Origin of the sequence: Cytobacillus sp. Bva_UNVM-123 (assembly GCF_046351715.2) — a bacterium.
Classification (GTDB): Bacteria; Bacillota; Bacilli; order Bacillales; family Cytobacillaceae; genus Cytobacillus.
Window position 1 is genome coordinate 2,605,143 of record NZ_CM177772.1, and the last position, 18,197, is coordinate 2,623,339.

Here is an 18,197-nt window from a genome sequence, read left to right on the forward strand (position 1 = left end):
TTCAATTAAAGAGAACGAGTGTTCTGTATAAATAGTTTACCATAACTTTCAATAACTTCTATGCTTTATTGTATCTATTTATTTCATTTTGGCAAATGAGTTTTTTAAGAAAAAAACATGAGACCCTATGTAGATCTCATGTCACATACTTATTTAGTTAAAGCATGCTCTACTTTTATACAACGATCCATTACGACAGTATAGCCCTTATCCTTTAAGTATTGATAGGCTTCCTCATTACTTAGTCCAAGCTGGGCCCAAAAAATATCCGCATCAATTTCAGCAAACTCTTTTGCTACTGCCAGTAGATGCTCTGAACGGCGAAATACATTAACGATATCGACATGACCTTCTATATCCTTTAAAGTGGCAACTGCTTTAACCCCTAGCACTTCATCTACAGTAGGATTGACGGGAATGATCTCATATCCTGCATCTTGCATAGCTTTCGATACCATATAAGAAGTTTTCTCAGGGTTGCCACTGAGTCCGACTACTGCTATTCGTTTTGCATTTTTTAAGATGATGCCTAATTCCTCTCTGCTTGGAATTTCAATTGACACATTTGCTCCTCCTTATATTCATGTTTTAGATAACGATATCCTTCATGTTCATATTACCGAAAATCTACTTTCATTTCTAATCATAAAGGATAAATAATTATCTACTGTTACTTAATTCTAATTACTAATTCATTTGAAATAAAAGTAGTGTACTTATATCTTGAAGCAAGTATTTAAGTTCGATTCATTTTTTTACTCTACTAAAGCTCCATACTGGAATAAGAGACCAAATTCATTGGATTATGTATATAATTAGTGTAGCATATTTTTATAGATTTTTAATGGAAGGGCAAAAAAATACCATTTATTAGAGAAATAAGATTTGTTATGACTATTTCGATAACTGATTTTTAATGAAAGCGAGGAAACATTTTTGAAACATGCTAAAGAACGATTAATAAAGAGGATAGATGTCGCTGCGAAAAGAATCCCTGCTGACCTTGTTATAAAAAATGGAAAGATTGTAAACGTTTTTACGAGAGAATTATTAACAGACAATATCGCAATTGTTGATGGTTATATTGCAGGAATTGGAGATTATGATGGATTAGAAACGGTTGACGCAGCAGGAAAATATATCGTTCCCGGTTTCATCGATGGTCATGTTCATATTGAGTCAGCAATGGTCACACCAGCGGAATTCTCTAATGTCGTTCTCCCACATGGCGTCACAACCATTATCGCTGATCCACATGAAATAGCTAATGTAAGTGGTGTGGATGGCATTGAATTTATGTTGAACGGTTCAGATGGAATCCCGCTAGATGTTCATTTAATGCTCCCATCATGTGTTCCTGCGACACCATTTGAGAACGCTGGAGCTCATTTAACTTATGAGCAGCTTGAACCTTTTTACGATCATCCACGAGTGCGCGGTTTAGGAGAAGTAATGGATTATCCCTCCGTTTTTCAATGTGAGGAGACTATGATAAATAAGCTGGTAAGTGCGAGTATGAAAGAAAAGCGGATTGACGGACATGCTTCAGGTTTAGATGAAGATGGGATTAACGTATATATGGCTGCTGGCATTCGGACTGACCATGAATGTGTGACTGCCAAAGAAGCACTTGAGCGAATGCGTAAAGGGATGTATGTCATGCTGCGTGAAGGTTCAGCTGCAAAAGATTTAGTTGAACTTTTACAGGCAATCAATGAAAACAATGCAAGACGCTGCCTTTTCGTAACAGATGATAAGCATCTTGATGAGCTAATAAATGAAGGAAGCATTGATTTCAATGTGAGAGTGGCCATCGAACAAGGCTTAGATCCACTTCTTGCTATCCAAATTGCCACATTAAATGCTGCGGAGTGCTTTGGGTTAAAGGAAAAGGGAGCGATTGCTCCTGGATATGAAGCAGATCTATTAATTTTAAATGATCTTCACACCGTCGACATTGCAAAAGTATATAAAAAAGGGATGTTAGTTGCAAATAACGGAAAAATTTTGCATTCATCTCATTCTGCTTACGCACCCGATCCAAAAATTGTTGATAGTGTTTCCCTAAAACCTGTTTCTCTGGAGCATTTGCAAATCAAAATGAAAGAAAACTGCATGGCTAATATAATCGGGATTAAACCGAATATGATCGTAACGAATCATCTGATCGAAGAAGTAAATATAGTAAATGGCTTTTTTCAACCAAATGTTGAAACAGACCAATTAAAGCTTGTTGTCGCGGAACGACATAAAAATACCGGAAATATTGGACTAGGGATTATTAAAGGGATTGGAATTAATAATGGAGCAATTGCCTCAACCGTTGCTCATGATTCTCATAATATTGTCGCAACTGGTACATCAGACGAAGATATTGTTGAAGCTATTCGTATTATTGCTGAAATGAAAGGCGGACTCGTAGTCGTGCAAGATGGTGCTATGGTTGCCTCCCTTCCACTACCAATTGCAGGGCTTATTTCTGATAGGCCAGCAGAAAGCGTGAATGAAAGGATTGAGCTACTCAATAAAGCGTTAAAAATGATTGGTTGTACGATGAAGTTTAATCCCTTTGTTACGCTTTCATTTTTAGCTCTTCCCGTTATTCCTGAGCTTAAATTAACAGATATTGGCCTATTTAATGTGAAACAATTTAAGCATATCGGAATCGAAGTGTAAAGCGTATCATTACATCGAAAAAAACCTGTGGGTAATGAAAGGATTCATTCTCCCACAGGTTCTTTTATCGAGATTAGTTCACTTTATTTTTGGGTTAATTGACCTTCTCCTAAAGAAAGTGCCGCCCATGCAGATTCATCGGCAAAATATCTTGACCAGCTTGCTACACCAGCTAAATTATATTTTTTTGCTAAATCTGCTCGTTTTGCTAATGACAGCTCATCCTCCAGCCATATTTTATACGTTGCTTGTTCTTTTTCTAAATATAGTTCAGCATAGTTTTGACCACTTGCTTCGTCGTATATTGGTGTTAACTTATTTTCAGTTAACCAATCCGTTACTTTCCCCATCGAAAGTGCCTTTGATGAGACTTCTCCTGAGTCTTTAACCTCCCAAAGCCTTGCATACAAAGGAACACCCAAAATTAATCGCTCGTTCGGAACTACCTCTAATAAGCGTTTTAAATTCCCTTCAACCCAAGGAAGACTTGCTACACTTCCCGCTTTCGGTGAACTCCCCCAATGTTCGTCATAAGCCATGACAACTAAATAATCGACTAGTTCTGCCAATTTTTCTCGCTCATAAAAAACAGACCAATAGCCACTGTCTGATATAAACGTGATATCCATTGATACGATGAGACCTGCTTCATGAAAATACGGAACAGCTTCACGAACAAATTGTGTAATTAGCGGACCATCAGCTGGATTAACGTTTTCAATATCTAGATTAATACCATTTAAATGATAGATTTGACTAAAATGAAGGAGCTGACGAATCATCTTTTGGCGAGTTTCAAAGTTCTTAAATGCTTCATGAGTTAAATCTGGATCAAAAGCATTTGAGAATAACCCCCAAACTTGGTAACCTTGTCTTTTTGCCCAGTTAATAAAATCAAGGGAACCTAAGTTTTTAATTCCACCATTTACGTCTGCTAGTTCGAACCATGTTGGTGAAATGACGTTCACACCGGGCATATTCGGGAGCTTTGACGTATCAGGATTTTTTGTATAGACAGCCTCCCATGTTAGCTGAATGGGTCCATCTATTTTCGGAACGTTAACTACTTCAGGTTCTTGATTAATGACGATTTGTTCATTGGTTCCTTTCATAATATAATCCTTTTTTAAATACCCTGCTGAACCATTCTCCTTTCTCACATAATAGTAATCTTCCTTTTCTCCTTCGATAATAAGCTTTTCATCTTGATTAACTTGATCAGTATATGGTGAGCGCAAATTCGTATCTGTTCGCAATCTTAGCTTTTCTTCGTGAATTTTCTTTTTTACAACTGTTGCATGTTGGATTTCTTCCCCATTCTGCTTAATTTGGATCGCTTTTGAACCAGGCAAAATAGAGTACTCAATCGGATAATAAGCTAAAAGTGGCTCGATTGCTAAATACATTTCATTATCCTTCACCTTAAAAATTGAAAAATGTAATTGAACAGGCTCTTCATTTACAAAGTAAGTGAGAGACTCAGACGGCATTTGCACAACTTTGTTTTTCGTTGTCAAAATAATTGAATTTGATTTCTCATCAAATGTAAGAGAATCATCAATATGCTCTTTCATGAAGGAAATTGGTAAGTAGATGCTATCTCCTTCAACAATCGCATTTCCTTCCTGCTTCCCTCCAAATAAAATTGGATTATCTCCATGAAAATAAACTACTTTTTCAGAAGAGGCAAAAGGATATAAAAATAGTATAATACTAGAAAAAATCAATAAAAACGCAAGGACCAATCCAGAAACGATCCATACCTTCCCAGATGATTTTGATTTATGATATTCAACACGTGCCATTTTTCATTCCTCCCTTGACTATCGTACAGAAAAAAAACTGAATTGGGAAGGTATATTATGAATATCATTCATTCGCATTTAGCGGCCTTTCCCAATCATATTAACGAAAAATAAAACAAAAAGTTTCAAAATCACTGGGTATTTGAATTTCTATTTTGTGAAATCATTAAGCCATTTCCGTTTCCTTTATCGCATGGTACAATATAGACACTGTAGACATAGTTTGAAGGAGAATTTTTATGGTAATATACGGAGTTATTATTGTTTTAGCGTATTTACTCGGATCAATCCCCTCAGGTTTAATTGTCGGGAAGGTATTTTATGGTGTGGATATTCGTGAACATGGAAGTGGAAATCTAGGAGGAACGAATACGTTTCGAACATTAGGGAAGAAAGCTGGTTTAATTGTTACAATCGCTGATATTTTAAAAGGTACAGTTGCTGTATCCCTTCCGTTGTTTTTTAGCTCAGATATGCATCAATTAATTGCCGGCATTATTGCTGTTGTTGGCCACATGTATCCAATTTTTGCAGGTTTTAAAGGTGGAAAAGCTGTTGCAACATCTGGTGGTGTTCTATTAGGCTATGCCTATCCAATGTTTATGATTATGTTTCTCATTTTTTTTATTTGCCTGTACATAACGAAATACGTTTCTTTATCATCTATCATTGCCGCAATTGTTTCAGTAATTTATGCACTTATTATATGGGATATTCCCCTTATAATCGTAGTATCACTGATGGCAGCATTTGTCATTTATCGACATCGTTCGAACATTAAAAGGATTATAAATAAAACTGAACCAAAAATTAAATGGCTTTAATAGGAAAAGGCAGCAGATCATTCAAGATTTCTGCTGCTTTTTCTGTTAAATTTGCAATCAACTTTACAACAATTGTTCTATTAAAGAAATTTTATGTTCGTTATTGATAACCAACTATTTTCTGTTATGATAGATAGTAAATAAATGTAGTAATAAAGACTCATCATTATATAGGTTCAATTTTCAACAATAGCTTTACATAACTTAACATAATCCGCTTTTTTTCATCATAGATTAATATCAACACTATGTTTTTATTAATTGCCAAAAAAGAATAAATAATAAGGATGGTTTCGTTATGCAGTTAATTGAAAAAGTATTATCCAATTTACCTTTTCCCTATTTTTGCATTGATAAGCAATTTCAAATAGTATCGACTTCAGTTCAGCAAGAGAATGTTCAATGCCTTTCATTTATCGAATTATTAGATAAGCAAAGCATCGATAAATTTATGGGCAACTTTTTAAAGAGTAGTATGCTAGATATAAATTTAACGATAAAAGGAAAGCAAGCACTTCATCGAATTTATAAAATGAATGATGAAAATAATGAGCACTATCATCTTTTTTGTTACCCCGCCATTGAAGCTGAATGTAAAAAAAGTGATGGTGATACCGATCATATTTTGAGCTTATCGAACGTAAGCAAGCTCGCAGCCGGAATTGCACATGAAATTAGAAACCCCCTAACGACGGTAAAAGGCTTTATTCAATTATTAAAACCATATTTAAATGAAATTGGGAAAGGTCAATATGCTGATATTGCTCTTGATGAGCTTAATCGGGCAAATGATCTAATCTATGAATTTCTTGATGCAACAAAGCCACATGTAAAGAAAAAAGAGATCGTATCGTTAAACAAAATAGTAAAAGACATCGTTATCCTATATGAAGGGGAAACATCATTAAAAAATGTGCAATTAATCTTTGAGCCGGCAGATGAAAACCCTACTGTTTTTGGTGATGTTAAGCAGTTAAAACAAGTGCTTATGAATATGATAAAAAATGCAATTGAAGCAACTACTCTCAATAAATTAGAATATGGAAAGATTCATATTTCAATTGAAGCAAAAGAGAGAATGGCTAATCTCATCGTAAAAGATAATGGCTGTGGCATGACGAAGGAAACACTAGAAAAAATCTTTATTCCGTTTTATTCCACAAAGCAAGCAGGAACAGGCATCGGATTGTCAATCTGCAAAAAAATTATCGAAGACCATAACGGCTTTTTAAATATATGTAGCATCCCTGAGAAAGGCACGATCATAACGATCAGCCTCCCACTTCTTGACAATAGGTAGAACGTGAAAAAAGCGACAGATATTGTCGCTTTTTTGTTGTAAAACCGTTAATTGCTTTTATAACATCTATAAATACAGATTACCATTAGAGCCCATTTTTTTGACACATTAGTAATCAATGATGAAAATGTTAGTTTATATTTTCAACAGCTGAAAGTTTCCAATCCCGAAAATATTTTTGACATAATCAAGTTTTGTATGATCAAAGTAAACATACTCTCTATCACTTACTAGCAATGGAATACCCTCGATTTCAAATGTTCTATCTCCATTTAATGGCTGCTCTTCCAGAGACAGCTTCAATTGCGGACCACCTCAGCCAATTCCCATCGACAAACGAATGTAAAGCTTCTCTGTCTCATCTTTCTTTTCCTTTTGAATAGCTTCTGCAAGCACTTTTGCAGCACTCTCTGTTAGTTTAAACAATGATAACACCCCTTCAAATTTTCTTTAAGCATAATGAGAATAGCCATTTCACTTCTGCTTTTTTATTATACCCCTATACCTATATAGATGACGAGTAAAACAACTTATAATTATTATTTTATAAAGCAAATTTCCAGCATTTTACGATATAGTAGATTAAAAACATTTGTTAAGGAGAACATTATGAATAAAAAAGTATCATTGTATTTCTCTATTTTTTTCTGTTTAGCTCTAATTATACTTTCATCCTTCTTATTAATTCGTATGTATAATGAAAACCAAGCAAAAGAAATACGAACAATGGCTGTTGATACGCATGTTACAAAAACAGCTTCTTTTAATTCGAAAACACTATCTACCTCAATCACACTTGGTGCTATTGGCGATATTCTCATTCACGACTGGGTTTATAATGATGCAAAAACAGAAACTGGCTACGATTTTACACCAATGTTCCAACATGTTGCCTCGATCCTACATGAGCCAGATCTTCTAATTGCCAATCAAGAAACTATTTTGGGTGGGACGGAAATTGGAATCTCAAGCTACCCATTATTCAATAGTCCTCAAGAAGTCGGTGATGCCTTAATTGCTTCTGGAGTTGATATTGTGTCGACTGCTAACAACCATTCTCTCGATAAAGGTGAACGAGGCTTAATTGCTTCCTTGAATTATATGGATAAAATCAAGCTTTCCCATGTTGGGACATATCGCAGCTCTAACGAACAACAAACCGTTAAAATCTTAACTAAAAATGGAATTAAGGTTGCCTATTTATCTTACACATATGGCACAAATGGAATTCCAATTCCTAAAGGAAAAAACTACCTTGTCAATTTAATTGATAAGAATCAAATGCAGAATGAAATTCAGCAAGCTAAGCTTATAGCTGATGTGATTGTCATGAGCATTCATTGGGGAAATGAATATGAGCGATTTCCAACAGCTACTCAAAAGGAATTAGCACAGTTTTTAGCGGATGAAGGAGTCGATATTATTTTTGGACACCATCCACATGTTTTACAGCCGATGGAATGGATTAAATCCGAGAACAAGCGTCAATGTTTAGTTGTCTATTCTTTAGGAAACTTCTTATCTGGGCAAAATAAAGATTATAAAGACATTGGCGGGATGGCGACAATCAAAGTGACAAAAAACGTTGACAATAATGGGGTGAGAATAAGTTTAACCAACCCTAACTTTTATCCTACATTCGTTTCTAAACGAAATTGGGTAAAAAATTATCGCATTGTCCCCTTGCAAGATGCTGATAACTACGGACTTTCCAATGCAAAAGAAAAATTCGAAGAAATTCAAAATCATATGCTAGGAAGTCTTTAACAAGTTTAAGAAAATGATATAATAATAGAGTGAGTAGGAAAAATGTAACATATTCTTCATACTTTATACTCAGCACTTATTACTCGCAAGATATGATTAAGAGAAGAATAAGGAGTTGAATGGTTTTCCAGCTTAGAAATTGTTTTTCATAACAGGGGGTTTAAGGGGGCTTTTTCATGTCATTAAAGACCAAACTAATCGTAGGCGTGCTGTCAACGATGATTTTGATCATTGTTGTTAGCGGTGGATTTACTTTTATCTCGTTTAATCTTTTTTCTAAAAACAGCAAAGATTTAACAAATGGTCTCTCTTCTGATGTACAAAGAGATGTAAGCGGTTTTTCGGAGCATTATGCAGGAACGCTTACTTATCATGAAACCGTAAATGTGAAACAAACAATTCAAGACATTCTTAATCGTGCTAAAAGTGATTTAACAACAATTGCCAGTTTTGATGAAATATATAGCGCTCAACCTGCTGAACTTCCGGTATTGTTAAAAAAAATCGCTGAACAAAATGATCTAATTACAAATATTTATTTAGGAAAAGAAAATAAAGACTTTATTATTTATCCAACTGACTACTCTTTACCGCAAGGCTATGATCCTACATCAAGACCTTGGTACACACCAGCAAAAAGTGGAGGAAATAATCAATACTTTGTTACAGGTGCTTATTTGGATGCAGGAACGGATAATTACATGATTACAATAAGCTTGCCAATTTACCGTAATAATGAATTATTCGGTGTGCTCGGAGCAGATTTAACACTTGAAAATATGACCTCCGCTATTGCGAATACGAAGGTCGGAAATACAGGGTACATTATTTTAACTGATAAAGAGGGCTCCCTTCTTGCTTATAAAGATAAAGAGCTTGTATTAAAAAATGAAAACATTTCTTCACTGCCCATTTTTAAAGAGAAAAATGACGGAAATATATATTTAGACATTGATCAAGTTACATATGTAAGTGATAAAGTAGCGGAAACAGGCTGGCAAATCTTCGCTGTCATGTCACAGGAGGAGGTTAAGTCATTTTCCGAGCAAATTTCTCAAAACATGAACAAGCGCATTAAAGACGCTGATAGTGAATTAAGTGCGATTTTCAATAAAATGCTCACTACTCAAATCATTATTGCAAGCGCTTTACTTTTTATCTCGATAGTCATAAGCTTCTTTTTTGCCAAATATTTCATTGGTCCAATTAAGAAGTTAGCACACTTTTTAAAAGATGTTGCTCATGGTAATTTAACAAGAAAAATGGATATTAGGTCAAAAGATGAAATCGGAATTTTATTTACAGCTGTCAATGATATGGTTGATAGTTTAAGAGGTATGGCAAATAAAATGGATCATTTAATTCATGAAGCCGAAATAGATTCAAAAATATTAAATGACCAAGCCAACATCTCCTCTCATGTTAGCGAAACAGTAAGCTCTGCTATGAGTGAGGTTGCAAGTGGTTCAGAACAGCTTGCCGCAAACATGGTTAATATTTCAACTCATGTTGAAAGCAATAATAGTGCAGTTATTTCCATGTCAGAACGAATAAATACAATTGTTAAGCACGCACAAGAAACGAGATCCATCACTTCTGAAGGTCAAATCGCAATGACTAATATGAACAACAAAATGACTCGCATTGTTTCGCAATCAATTGAATCTACTTCAATTATGAAAGAATTGGATCGCAAGCTCCAAGCGATAAATGATATTACAACACTAATTCATGATATTTCTGAGCAAACGAATCTCCTTTCTCTCAATGCCTCCATTGAAGCAGCTCGTGCAGGAGAACAAGGTAGAGGTTTTGCTGTTGTCGCACAAGAAGTGAAGAAGCTTGCGGAACAAAGCAGTGCTTCAGTTGATAAAATAGCGAGCTTAATTTCAGAAATTCAGGATGACTCTACGAGAGCATTAAAAAACATTGATCTTGGTAGACTATCAGCTGAAGAAGGTGCGGAAATGGTTAATCATACAGCCATGAGCTATAAAAACATGTTTGGTTTTATTAAAAATCTTGCTAAAGATATTGATGAAATTGCTGCGGCAAGCGATACTTTATCAGATAGCAGCCAATCCATTTCCCATTCTGTTGATAGTGTCGTCGCCATTTCGCAACAAACATCAGCAGGCGTTGAGGAAGTAACAAGTATTACGGAAGAACAACAACAATCTGTTCAGCAAGTTAAGCAGATTTCTACTAATATAAGAAGGCTTACAGAAAACTTACGAGAAATAATTAAACATTTTAAGGTTTAAATTCCTTACGAAAATGAGAAAGAGCTTGGCAGTGACCATGCTCTTTTTTTGATACATACGTTGCAGACCAAGGAGCTTGCTCATTTCTTATAAGGGCAAGATTAAATTCGCCACATGAGAATAACTATGTGATATAGTGTATCTACAGACTTTAGTAAAGTATGGACTGTTTAATCTAGGGGTGGGATTTATTGGACTTTGCAAGAAAACAGACACAAAGTCTGTCATATTTTCAACTCGTTTTATTCATTAGCATGTTAATTTTAGCGCAATATAAATTTTTTATGTTTGCTTTTACCATTCTTATTTGTTTTATTTTGTATATGGCTATTTTCACAACGAAAAATCGTTTGTTTTCGTGGGTGATGCTTGCCTATTTAGTTGGAAATTTATTGTTTTTATATGGAGACCGTTTCATTGATGAATTACCTTTTCATACAAGCACGCTCATGATCTTGAGCCGAGGTTTACTTCTGATTCCGATCGGATTTATCATGTATATCACACGAAAGTTTAATGGGGAAGTAATGAACTACAGGTTCCAAAGTGATTGGAATGCCAAAATTTATTTTCCATTTGTTTGGAGCGGATTTCATCCTCTCTCAATAAAAGCATTTTTACTAGTGGCAGTCAGCATTAATTTAGTCGTTTTCTCCCCTTTTATATTTAAAGCAAATATCAGTTTAAACCTATCTTTTTTAAATTTCCTTATCTTATTTTCTCTAATAAATGCGGTATTAGAGGAAATTCTATGGAGAGGGATTTTATTAACTAGAATGGTCGAATTAGCTGGTGAAAAAGCTGCCGTTCTTTTTTCGGGAATTGCCTTTGGATTATCCCACTTAGCATTCGGTTATTCATGGCTCATTTGTTTAGGATTTGCTTTTGGAGGATTTTTTTATGCAGCAATCGTCGTGCGATCTGGCAGCATCATTCCGGCAATTATTTGGCATGTAGTGTTTAATATATTGATGATCTTAAGTGGTGTAATTCCGTATTACGGGTAAGGAGGATTTTGATGAAAATACATATTAGTGATGAAGCAGCTGAATGGTATATGGAAGAAATGGATTTGCATGAAGGAGATTTCCTTCGCTTTTTCGTCCGCTATGGTGGCCACAGTACAGTCCAGCAAGGTTTTTCACTAGGACTTTCCATTGAAGAGCCAACACATATTGGCGTAGAAACTATAAAAAATGGTATTACGTATTATATTGAGGAAAAAGATTTATGGTATTTTGATGGACATGATTTTCATATTGCATTCAATGAAAAGTTTCATGAGCCTGAATATCAATTTCCAAATTAAATAGAGCAAGTAGACAATTCCTGTCTGCTTGCTCTTATTTCTTTTATCTTTAAACGTTTATTTATTTTTTCTTAGCTTTCTCATATACTTCATGCCATTCAGGATAGTGCTTTTTAAAAGAAATGGGGCGGAAACTTTCTTTTCTCACACAAACATGTTTCGATATGCCAGTTACAGCAAGCTCCCCATCTTCATTTAAGATTTCATAGCCATAGCTAACTCGAAAACCATCATATTCTTCAATCCATGTTTTAACTAATGCATGCTGTCCGTAACGAAGTGGTTTCTTATAAGAGACTTGAATATCAAGAACGGGTGATAGCACACCTTCTTTTTCCAATTCCGCATAATTGAAGCCTAAATCTTTTACTAAATGAGTTCTCCCTAACTCCATCCATACTAAATAATTGGCGTGATAAACGACGCCCATTTGATCAGTCTCTGCGTATCTTACTTCAATTTCATTTGTAGATATTAACATTCTAATTCTCCTCTAATGTTATTTTAATATTTTATGTAGGCGGCGGCTTAATGAATTTTTAATTCTATTCATTCTTTATTTTACCATACAGCAACCATTTTTCATGTAAAAAGGACCTGTCGCATAGCGAATCAGATCCTTTTGGATTTATCCTAAAAAAGTATTTACAAAAGTTACATTTGAGCTATTATTCTACATAAGCAGTCAAAATCATTGCTATTTATATCCATTTTGCCGTGCTTCTGTTTCATCTTCAATTTCCGCACGCATCGCTTTTATACTTTCCTGACGGCGCTCGTTTTTTGTAGCAATTCTTTCCCGCTCTTCCTTGTTTTCGGTGAAATTCATTGTTTCTTCAGCTTCATTCATATTTTCGATTGTATTCCCAATCATTGTTTGTAGTCTTTCTACATTATTGCTACGGTCATCTGGCTTTGGTTTGTTATGAAAATCCATATTCCATTCCTCCTTTGGTGCAATGATAAATGACTCTTATTCACCTTTTGTTTGGATTACTTGTGGAGTTGGACTCGTTTGGTCTTGCATTTTCTTTCCTTTATTTCCGCCAAAGCTTCGTGATTTTGTTCCAATATGATTCGGGTTATATTTTCCGACATGTCCTTTTGGATTACTCATAAAAAATCCCTCCTCAATATAAGTATGTACATTTGAGGAGGGAATCATTTATGGAAATAATCGTTATTCTGCACGATTAAGTCGATTTTTTTCTAAGCGTTCTTCAATTTTATTCATAGCATCTTGATCCTTTAAAATTTGACGCTTATTTTCTAATACAAGTTCAGCGAATGAGCGTTTTCTAGGTTTTCTCATTGTGATTTCACTTCCTTTAATATGATAGTAACAATTATTATCACCAAAATCCGGATAAATTATTACAACTTTTTGAAAATTTATAGAATCATTAATATTAAATCTTCAACATACTTTCGTAAAAATCACGATGAACAAAAAAGCATCAGCCATCTCGGCTGATGCGAAAATTTTATATGTCCATATTTTTTTTCATCGTTTCAATATCCATAGCCCCAATATGTTTATTCCGAATAATCCCCTTTTCATCAATAAAATAGCTAGTAGGAATCGAAATAATTTGGTATATTTTATTCACACGATTATTAGTATCAAGCAGAATAGGAAATGTAACCCCCATTTTCTTAACAAATCCTGCAACATCATTATTTGTATCAATATTTACAGCAAGAATGACAATATCATCCCCTGAATCATGATAAAACTCTTCCATATCTGGCATTTCCGCTTTGCAAGGCGGACACCAAGTAGCCCAGAAATTTAACATTACCTTTTTGCCTTCATAATCTGACAGCTTTACTGATTCACCTGCAAGATTTTTCAATTCAAAATCAGGTGCTTTTAAACCTATGCCTAAGCCAGGATGCTTTTCTGTGTTTTTCACTTTCTGCTCTTCTTTCCCCATAGCTTGTACGATCATGACTGTCATCAAAACCATAATGAATACTGACACAGCGATTTTCTTAATCATGCTGTCATCCTTCCTTTTTCTTTATACCGTATTTTAACCTAAAAAATGAGAAAAAATAAGGTTCTCAAAAGCCAAAAAATGATCATAAATGTGACAATCCCGTAAACAAGCGTACTCAACCAACTTTTAAGTGACCAAGTTCCTTTTTTATAATGCCATAATAAATAAACGATGGCGAATATAAGTCCTAAAACAGAGCCTTTCAAGCCACCAGTAAAATATAAAATTGAGGTAGGATTGTTCATAATGTTAGTGGGCTGAAATATGATAGAACTAAATTTAAAAATGATAAACCAAATAAAAACTGCATTGACAAACACATTTAAAAATACTTTTTGAAAAGCAGGTTCTTCTCTTGTTTTCCATTTCATCATTAAGTACGCAGTTATGGCTGCTAAAAGAATAATTATGTAAATATGTTTAATCATAAATGGACCTAATAAAAATGCGCCCATAGCTTCCCCCTGTTATACAAAAAATTTCAAGTCGTTTAATGATAAAATTCACTCAATATTAACTATACATGGATTGTGCTAGCTAGAGAAAGAATCTGCTTACAAATTTAAAAAGCGTTTAACTTCATAAATGAAATTAAACGCTTTTGCTTTAATGCTTAAAACATGCAAAACAAACATATAAAAAGCATAGTAATCACATACTGTTCTTCTTATGCTAATTTTTCACGAAGAACCATTTGAAGAATTCCACCATGACGGTAGTAGTCAATTTCTACTTCTGAATCGAAACGAACAATTACTTCAAATTCTTTCTTATTGCCGTCTTCATCTGTTGCAGTAACTTTTACAAGGTCATGTGGTCTTACATCTTCACCAATTTGAACATCAATTGTTTCTTTACCAGTCAAACCAAGGGACTCTGCACCTTCACCATCTTTAAATTGAAGTGGTAGCACACCCATTAACACGAGGTTTGAACGGTGAATACGTTCATAGCTTTGAGCAATGACCGTTTTAATTCCTAAAAGATTTGTACCTTTTGCCGCCCAGTCACGAGAAGAGCCCATACCATAATCATTGCCTGCTAGTACAACAAGACCTGTTCCATCCTCTTTATACTTCATGCAAGCATCATAAATGGACATGACTTCACCTGTTGGCCAATAAGTTGTGTAACCACCTTCAGTACCAGGTGCAACTTGATTACGGATGCGAATATTAGCAAATGTACCGCGCATCATAACTTCGTGATTTCCTCGGCGTGAACCATAAGAGTTAAAGTCACGAACCTCAACACCATTATCAAGGAGATATTTTCCAGCAGGTGTATTCTTACCAATTGCACCAGCAGGAGAAATATGGTCAGTTGTAACAGAATCACCGAACTTCCCAACAACACGTAAGCCATTCAATGGTTTTACTTCGTCCGGATCAGGAGATAAACCTTCAAAGAATGGTGGATTTTGAATGTATGTTGATTTTTCATCAAATGAATATAATGGTTCATCACTTGTTTCAATTTTATTCCATAGTGCATTATCACCAAATACATTTTCATATTCTTTACGGAATAGCTCAGGTGTAACAGTTTTCTTGACAACTTCTTTTATTTCAGCTGATGATGGCCAAATATCATTAAAGAAAACATTATTGCCATCTTTATCTTTTCCAATTGCCTCGTTTTTAAGGTCGATATCAACAGTTCCAGCTAGAGCATATGCAACAACTAGCGGTGGAGAAGCTAAATAGTTTGCTTTCACTAACGGATGAATACGTCCTTCAAAGTTACGGTTTCCTGAAAGAACAGATGTCACAAGAAGATCGTTTTCCGCAATTGTTTTTTCAATTTCTGGAAGCAATGGTCCTGAGTTACCAATACATGTCGTACAACCATAACCAACAATATTAAAACCAAGTTGATCTAGGTATGGTTGAAGACCAGAATCACGTAAATAACCAGTAACAACCTTTGAGCCTGGTGCTAATGAAGTTTTTACGAACTCAGGCACTTTCATGCCAAGCTCAACTGCTTTTTTCGCAACTAAACCTGCACCAACTAATACATATGGATTAGAAGTATTTGTACAGCTCGTAATCGCAGCTATTGCTACAGCACCTGTCTTCATTTTTGCTGTGTCGCCGTTTGTAAACTGAACTTCAGCTTCTTTATCCATTTCCTTCTCATCTAAGCCAAAACCTTGGTTGCCTTGAGGAGCAGAAATCGCTTTATTGAATTCCTTTTTCATTTCTGAAAGTGGAATTAAATCTTGTGGACGCTTCGGACCTGAAAGATTTGCCTCAATTTCAGTAAGATTAATTTCAACAATATTTGTATAAACAGGCTCTAAATCTGGATTAAAAAACAACCCATTTTCTTTGCAGTATGTTTCAACAATTTTGATTTGTTCTTCAGAGCGGCCTGTTAAACGCATATACTCAAGAGATTCATCATCTACTGGGAAAAATCCGCAAGTTGCACCATATTCAGGAGCCATATTCGCAATTGTTGCACGATCTGCAAGCGGTAATGCTGTAACGCCAGGACCGAAGAATTCAACGAATTTACCAACAACACCTTGAGCACGGAGCACTTGTGTAACTTTTAGTGCAAGATCTGTTGCTGTCGCACCATCAGGAAACTCACCAGTTAATTTTACACCGACAACTTCTGGTACAGGGAAGTATGAAGGCTGTCCAAGCATCCCAGCTTCCGCTTCAATTCCACCTACACCCCAACCTAGAACACCGATGCCGTTAATCATTGTAGTATGAGAGTCTGTGCCAACTAATGTATCAGGGAATGCTTCGAATTCTCCTTCTTCATTTTCAAGTGCATGAACTACATTAGCAAGATACTCTAAGTTAACTTGGTGAACAATACCTGTTGCTGGTGGAACAGCACGGTAATTATCAAATGCTTTTTGCGCCCAGCTTAAAAATTGGTAACGCTCCGCATTTCTTTCGAACTCAAGTTCCATGTTTAATCCTAGCGCCTCAGCTGTACCGAATTTATCAACTTGAACAGAATGGTCAATTACAAGATCTACAGGCTTAAGTGGATTGATTTTGTCAGGATCTCCCCCCATATCAGCCATCGCTTTGCGAAGAGAAGCTAAATCAACAACAGCTGGAACTCCTGTAAAGTCTTGCAAAATGACACGTGAAGGCTTGAATGGTACATCAATATCCTTCACCTCATCTGTACCCCATTTTGCTAAGTTTTCAACATGATCCTTCGTAATTACGCGGCCATCATATTGACGAAGAACTGATTCTAATAAAACTTTAATCGAATAAGGTAAGTTCGCTACCTTTCCAACGCCAGCCTTTTCAAGAGCCTCTAATTGATAATAATGATAACGCTTCCCGTTTAATTCAAAAGACTTACGGGCATTAAAAACATCATTTTTTGTCATTTGTACATCCCCCTTTTTCGAAATCTTCAAGTACAATCGTTCAAAAAATTGTCGAAAAGCTGGAATTATTGTCCAACATACTTTTCCCACAATTTTAATCTTAATACAACCTACTATATAAGTAAATAACAAGAAAGTTATTGTTTCTGATAAGTATTTCTTATGTTAAAAAAGATATTTAACCTTTTTTAATTAAAAAGGTATGGTTAATTTGCTTCTTACTCTCTAAAAATTTTATTGATTATTTATTTAAACTATTGTAAGAAAGTTTTTTCGATCATAAAAAGGAAAATGAACTACATAATTTAACAAGAGGTGAAAATAATAATTTTGGAGGTGATTAAAATTGGCAAAAAGAAAAGCAAATCACGTAATTGAAGGAATGAACGCAGCAAAAAGCCAAGGAATGGGAGCTGGCTTTAACGAGGAGTTTTCTAATGAAGCCTTAACAGAGACACAAAAACAAAATAATAAAAAGCGTAAAAAGAATCAATAATAGATTTGGAAGCGAAAACGGTTATTCGCTTCCTTTTTTCTTAAAGCGTCTTTATTCAAGATTGATTTACTATTTCCACCATTTTACTTAAATCCTGTCGGAATTTTTCTAATTGTGCTCTTTGCGTTTCAGAAGCAACCCCAAGTGCATTTTCAATTTGTTCGTATGCCTCGTTTACTTCTTGTTTCAAATGTTTTAGCTGATGACCATAATTGGCAGAATCGTTAACAATTTCATAATAAAGTTCCTGTGCATCCTCTACCCCCTGTTGAGCAGCTTGGAATGCTTGTTGCTTATTTTTATGATATGGCATGTTTAGATTTACACTCCTTTTAATCTGTCGCGAATTGACGAGCTATAGTTCAACTAACATTTCTATT

At 35.0% G+C, this 18,197-nt stretch carries 19 protein-coding genes; 8 read left to right on the plus strand and 11 right to left on the minus strand.

The features are described 5' to 3' along the window. Window positions 1-149 precede the first annotated feature (149 nt). The gene (locus KDN24_RS12990; RefSeq protein ID WP_409973837.1) at window positions 150-563 is read right to left on the minus strand and encodes a CoA-binding protein; all 414 of its coding nucleotides are present in this window, start codon (window positions 561-563) and stop codon (window positions 150-152) included. 373 nt (window positions 564-936) lie between these two features. Here KDN24_RS12990 and ade point away from each other — a divergent pair, with 373 nt between their 5' ends. Next, the gene (ade, locus tag KDN24_RS12995) at window positions 937-2,676 is read left to right on the plus strand and encodes an adenine deaminase (RefSeq protein WP_409973836.1); all 1,740 of its coding nucleotides are present in this window, start codon (window positions 937-939) and stop codon (window positions 2,674-2,676) included. Window positions 2,677-2,759: 83 nt separating this feature from the next. Here ade and KDN24_RS13000 read toward each other — a convergent pair whose 3' ends face one another. Continuing rightward, a complete protein-coding gene (locus KDN24_RS13000; RefSeq protein ID WP_409973835.1) occupies window positions 2,760-4,481 on the minus strand; it encodes a glycosyl hydrolase family 18 protein in 1,722 nt (573 codons plus the stop codon). A gap of 239 nt (window positions 4,482-4,720) precedes the next feature. Here KDN24_RS13000 and plsY point away from each other — a divergent pair, with 239 nt between their 5' ends. Together plsY and KDN24_RS13010 are read left to right on the plus strand one after the other, a co-directional pair. Beyond that, a complete protein-coding gene (gene plsY / locus KDN24_RS13005; protein WP_409973834.1) occupies window positions 4,721-5,305 on the plus strand; it encodes a glycerol-3-phosphate 1-O-acyltransferase PlsY in 585 nt (194 codons plus the stop codon). A 298-nt stretch (window positions 5,306-5,603) separates the two neighbouring features. Then, window positions 5,604-6,605 carry a sensor histidine kinase gene (locus KDN24_RS13010; protein WP_409973833.1) on the plus strand — a complete coding sequence of 334 codons (1,002 nt, stop codon included), beginning with the start codon at window positions 5,604-5,606 and terminating at the stop codon, window positions 6,603-6,605. Between the two features lie 135 nt (window positions 6,606-6,740). Here the strand turns inward: KDN24_RS13010 and KDN24_RS13015 are convergent, their stop codons facing one another. After that, entirely contained in the window at window positions 6,741-6,908 is a 168-nt protein-coding gene (locus tag KDN24_RS13015) for a hypothetical protein (RefSeq protein WP_409973832.1), read from the minus strand. Between the two features lie 306 nt (window positions 6,909-7,214). On the opposite strand from KDN24_RS13015, the gene KDN24_RS13020 reads away from it, so the two are divergent. The 4 genes from KDN24_RS13020 to KDN24_RS13040 all read left to right on the plus strand — a co-directional run bounded on the left by KDN24_RS13020 (window position 7,215) and on the right by KDN24_RS13040 (window position 11,945). After that, window positions 7,215-8,372 carry a CapA family protein gene (locus tag KDN24_RS13020; RefSeq protein ID WP_409973831.1) on the plus strand — a complete coding sequence of 386 codons (1,158 nt, stop codon included), beginning with the start codon at window positions 7,215-7,217 and terminating at the stop codon, window positions 8,370-8,372. A gap of 176 nt (window positions 8,373-8,548) precedes the next feature. Further along, entirely contained in the window at window positions 8,549-10,636 is a 2,088-nt protein-coding gene (locus tag KDN24_RS26360) for a methyl-accepting chemotaxis protein (protein WP_525931245.1), read from the plus strand. Between the two features lie 191 nt (window positions 10,637-10,827). Beyond that, window positions 10,828-11,643, plus strand: coding sequence for a CPBP family intramembrane glutamic endopeptidase (locus tag KDN24_RS13035; protein ID WP_409973830.1), 816 nt, complete (start codon window positions 10,828-10,830; stop codon window positions 11,641-11,643). Window positions 11,644-11,654: 11 nt separating this feature from the next. Further along, complete coding sequence (locus tag KDN24_RS13040) at window positions 11,655-11,945, plus strand: HesB/YadR/YfhF family protein (RefSeq protein ID WP_409973829.1); 291 nt, start codon at window positions 11,655-11,657, stop codon at window positions 11,943-11,945. Window positions 11,946-12,006: 61 nt separating this feature from the next. Here the strand turns inward: KDN24_RS13040 and KDN24_RS13045 are convergent, their stop codons facing one another. From KDN24_RS13045 to acnA, 7 genes are all read right to left on the minus strand, one after another. Then, complete coding sequence (locus KDN24_RS13045) at window positions 12,007-12,426, minus strand: acyl-CoA thioesterase (protein WP_409973828.1); 420 nt, start codon at window positions 12,424-12,426, stop codon at window positions 12,007-12,009. Between the two features lie 216 nt (window positions 12,427-12,642). Further along, complete coding sequence (tlp, locus tag KDN24_RS13050) at window positions 12,643-12,882, minus strand: small acid-soluble spore protein Tlp (protein ID WP_409973827.1); 240 nt, start codon at window positions 12,880-12,882, stop codon at window positions 12,643-12,645. Window positions 12,883-12,918: 36 nt separating this feature from the next. Further along, window positions 12,919-13,062, minus strand: a complete 144-nt coding sequence (locus tag KDN24_RS13055; protein ID WP_409973826.1) for an acid-soluble spore protein N — start codon at window positions 13,060-13,062, stop codon at window positions 12,919-12,921. Between the two features lie 63 nt (window positions 13,063-13,125). Beyond that, the gene (locus tag KDN24_RS13060) at window positions 13,126-13,257 is read right to left on the minus strand and encodes an FbpB family small basic protein (RefSeq protein WP_409973825.1); all 132 of its coding nucleotides are present in this window, start codon (window positions 13,255-13,257) and stop codon (window positions 13,126-13,128) included. Between the two features lie 172 nt (window positions 13,258-13,429). Beyond that, complete coding sequence (locus KDN24_RS13065; protein ID WP_409973824.1) at window positions 13,430-13,948, minus strand: TlpA disulfide reductase family protein; 519 nt, start codon at window positions 13,946-13,948, stop codon at window positions 13,430-13,432. Window positions 13,949-13,986: 38 nt separating this feature from the next. Beyond that, the gene (locus KDN24_RS13070; RefSeq protein ID WP_409973823.1) at window positions 13,987-14,403 is read right to left on the minus strand and encodes a hypothetical protein; all 417 of its coding nucleotides are present in this window, start codon (window positions 14,401-14,403) and stop codon (window positions 13,987-13,989) included. 212 nt (window positions 14,404-14,615) lie between these two features. Then, the gene (gene acnA / locus KDN24_RS13075) at window positions 14,616-17,321 is read right to left on the minus strand and encodes an aconitate hydratase AcnA (RefSeq protein ID WP_409973822.1); all 2,706 of its coding nucleotides are present in this window, start codon (window positions 17,319-17,321) and stop codon (window positions 14,616-14,618) included. Window positions 17,322-17,667: 346 nt separating this feature from the next. Between acnA and sspO the strand changes: the two genes are divergently transcribed. Then, entirely contained in the window at window positions 17,668-17,817 is a 150-nt protein-coding gene (gene sspO, locus KDN24_RS13080) for a small acid-soluble spore protein SspO (protein ID WP_491348038.1), read from the plus strand. Window positions 17,818-17,872: 55 nt separating this feature from the next. On the opposite strand, the gene KDN24_RS13085 is transcribed toward sspO, so the two are convergent. Then, window positions 17,873-18,130, minus strand: coding sequence for a hypothetical protein (locus KDN24_RS13085; protein WP_409973820.1), 258 nt, complete (start codon window positions 18,128-18,130; stop codon window positions 17,873-17,875). Between the last annotated feature and the right edge of the window lie 67 nt (window positions 18,131-18,197).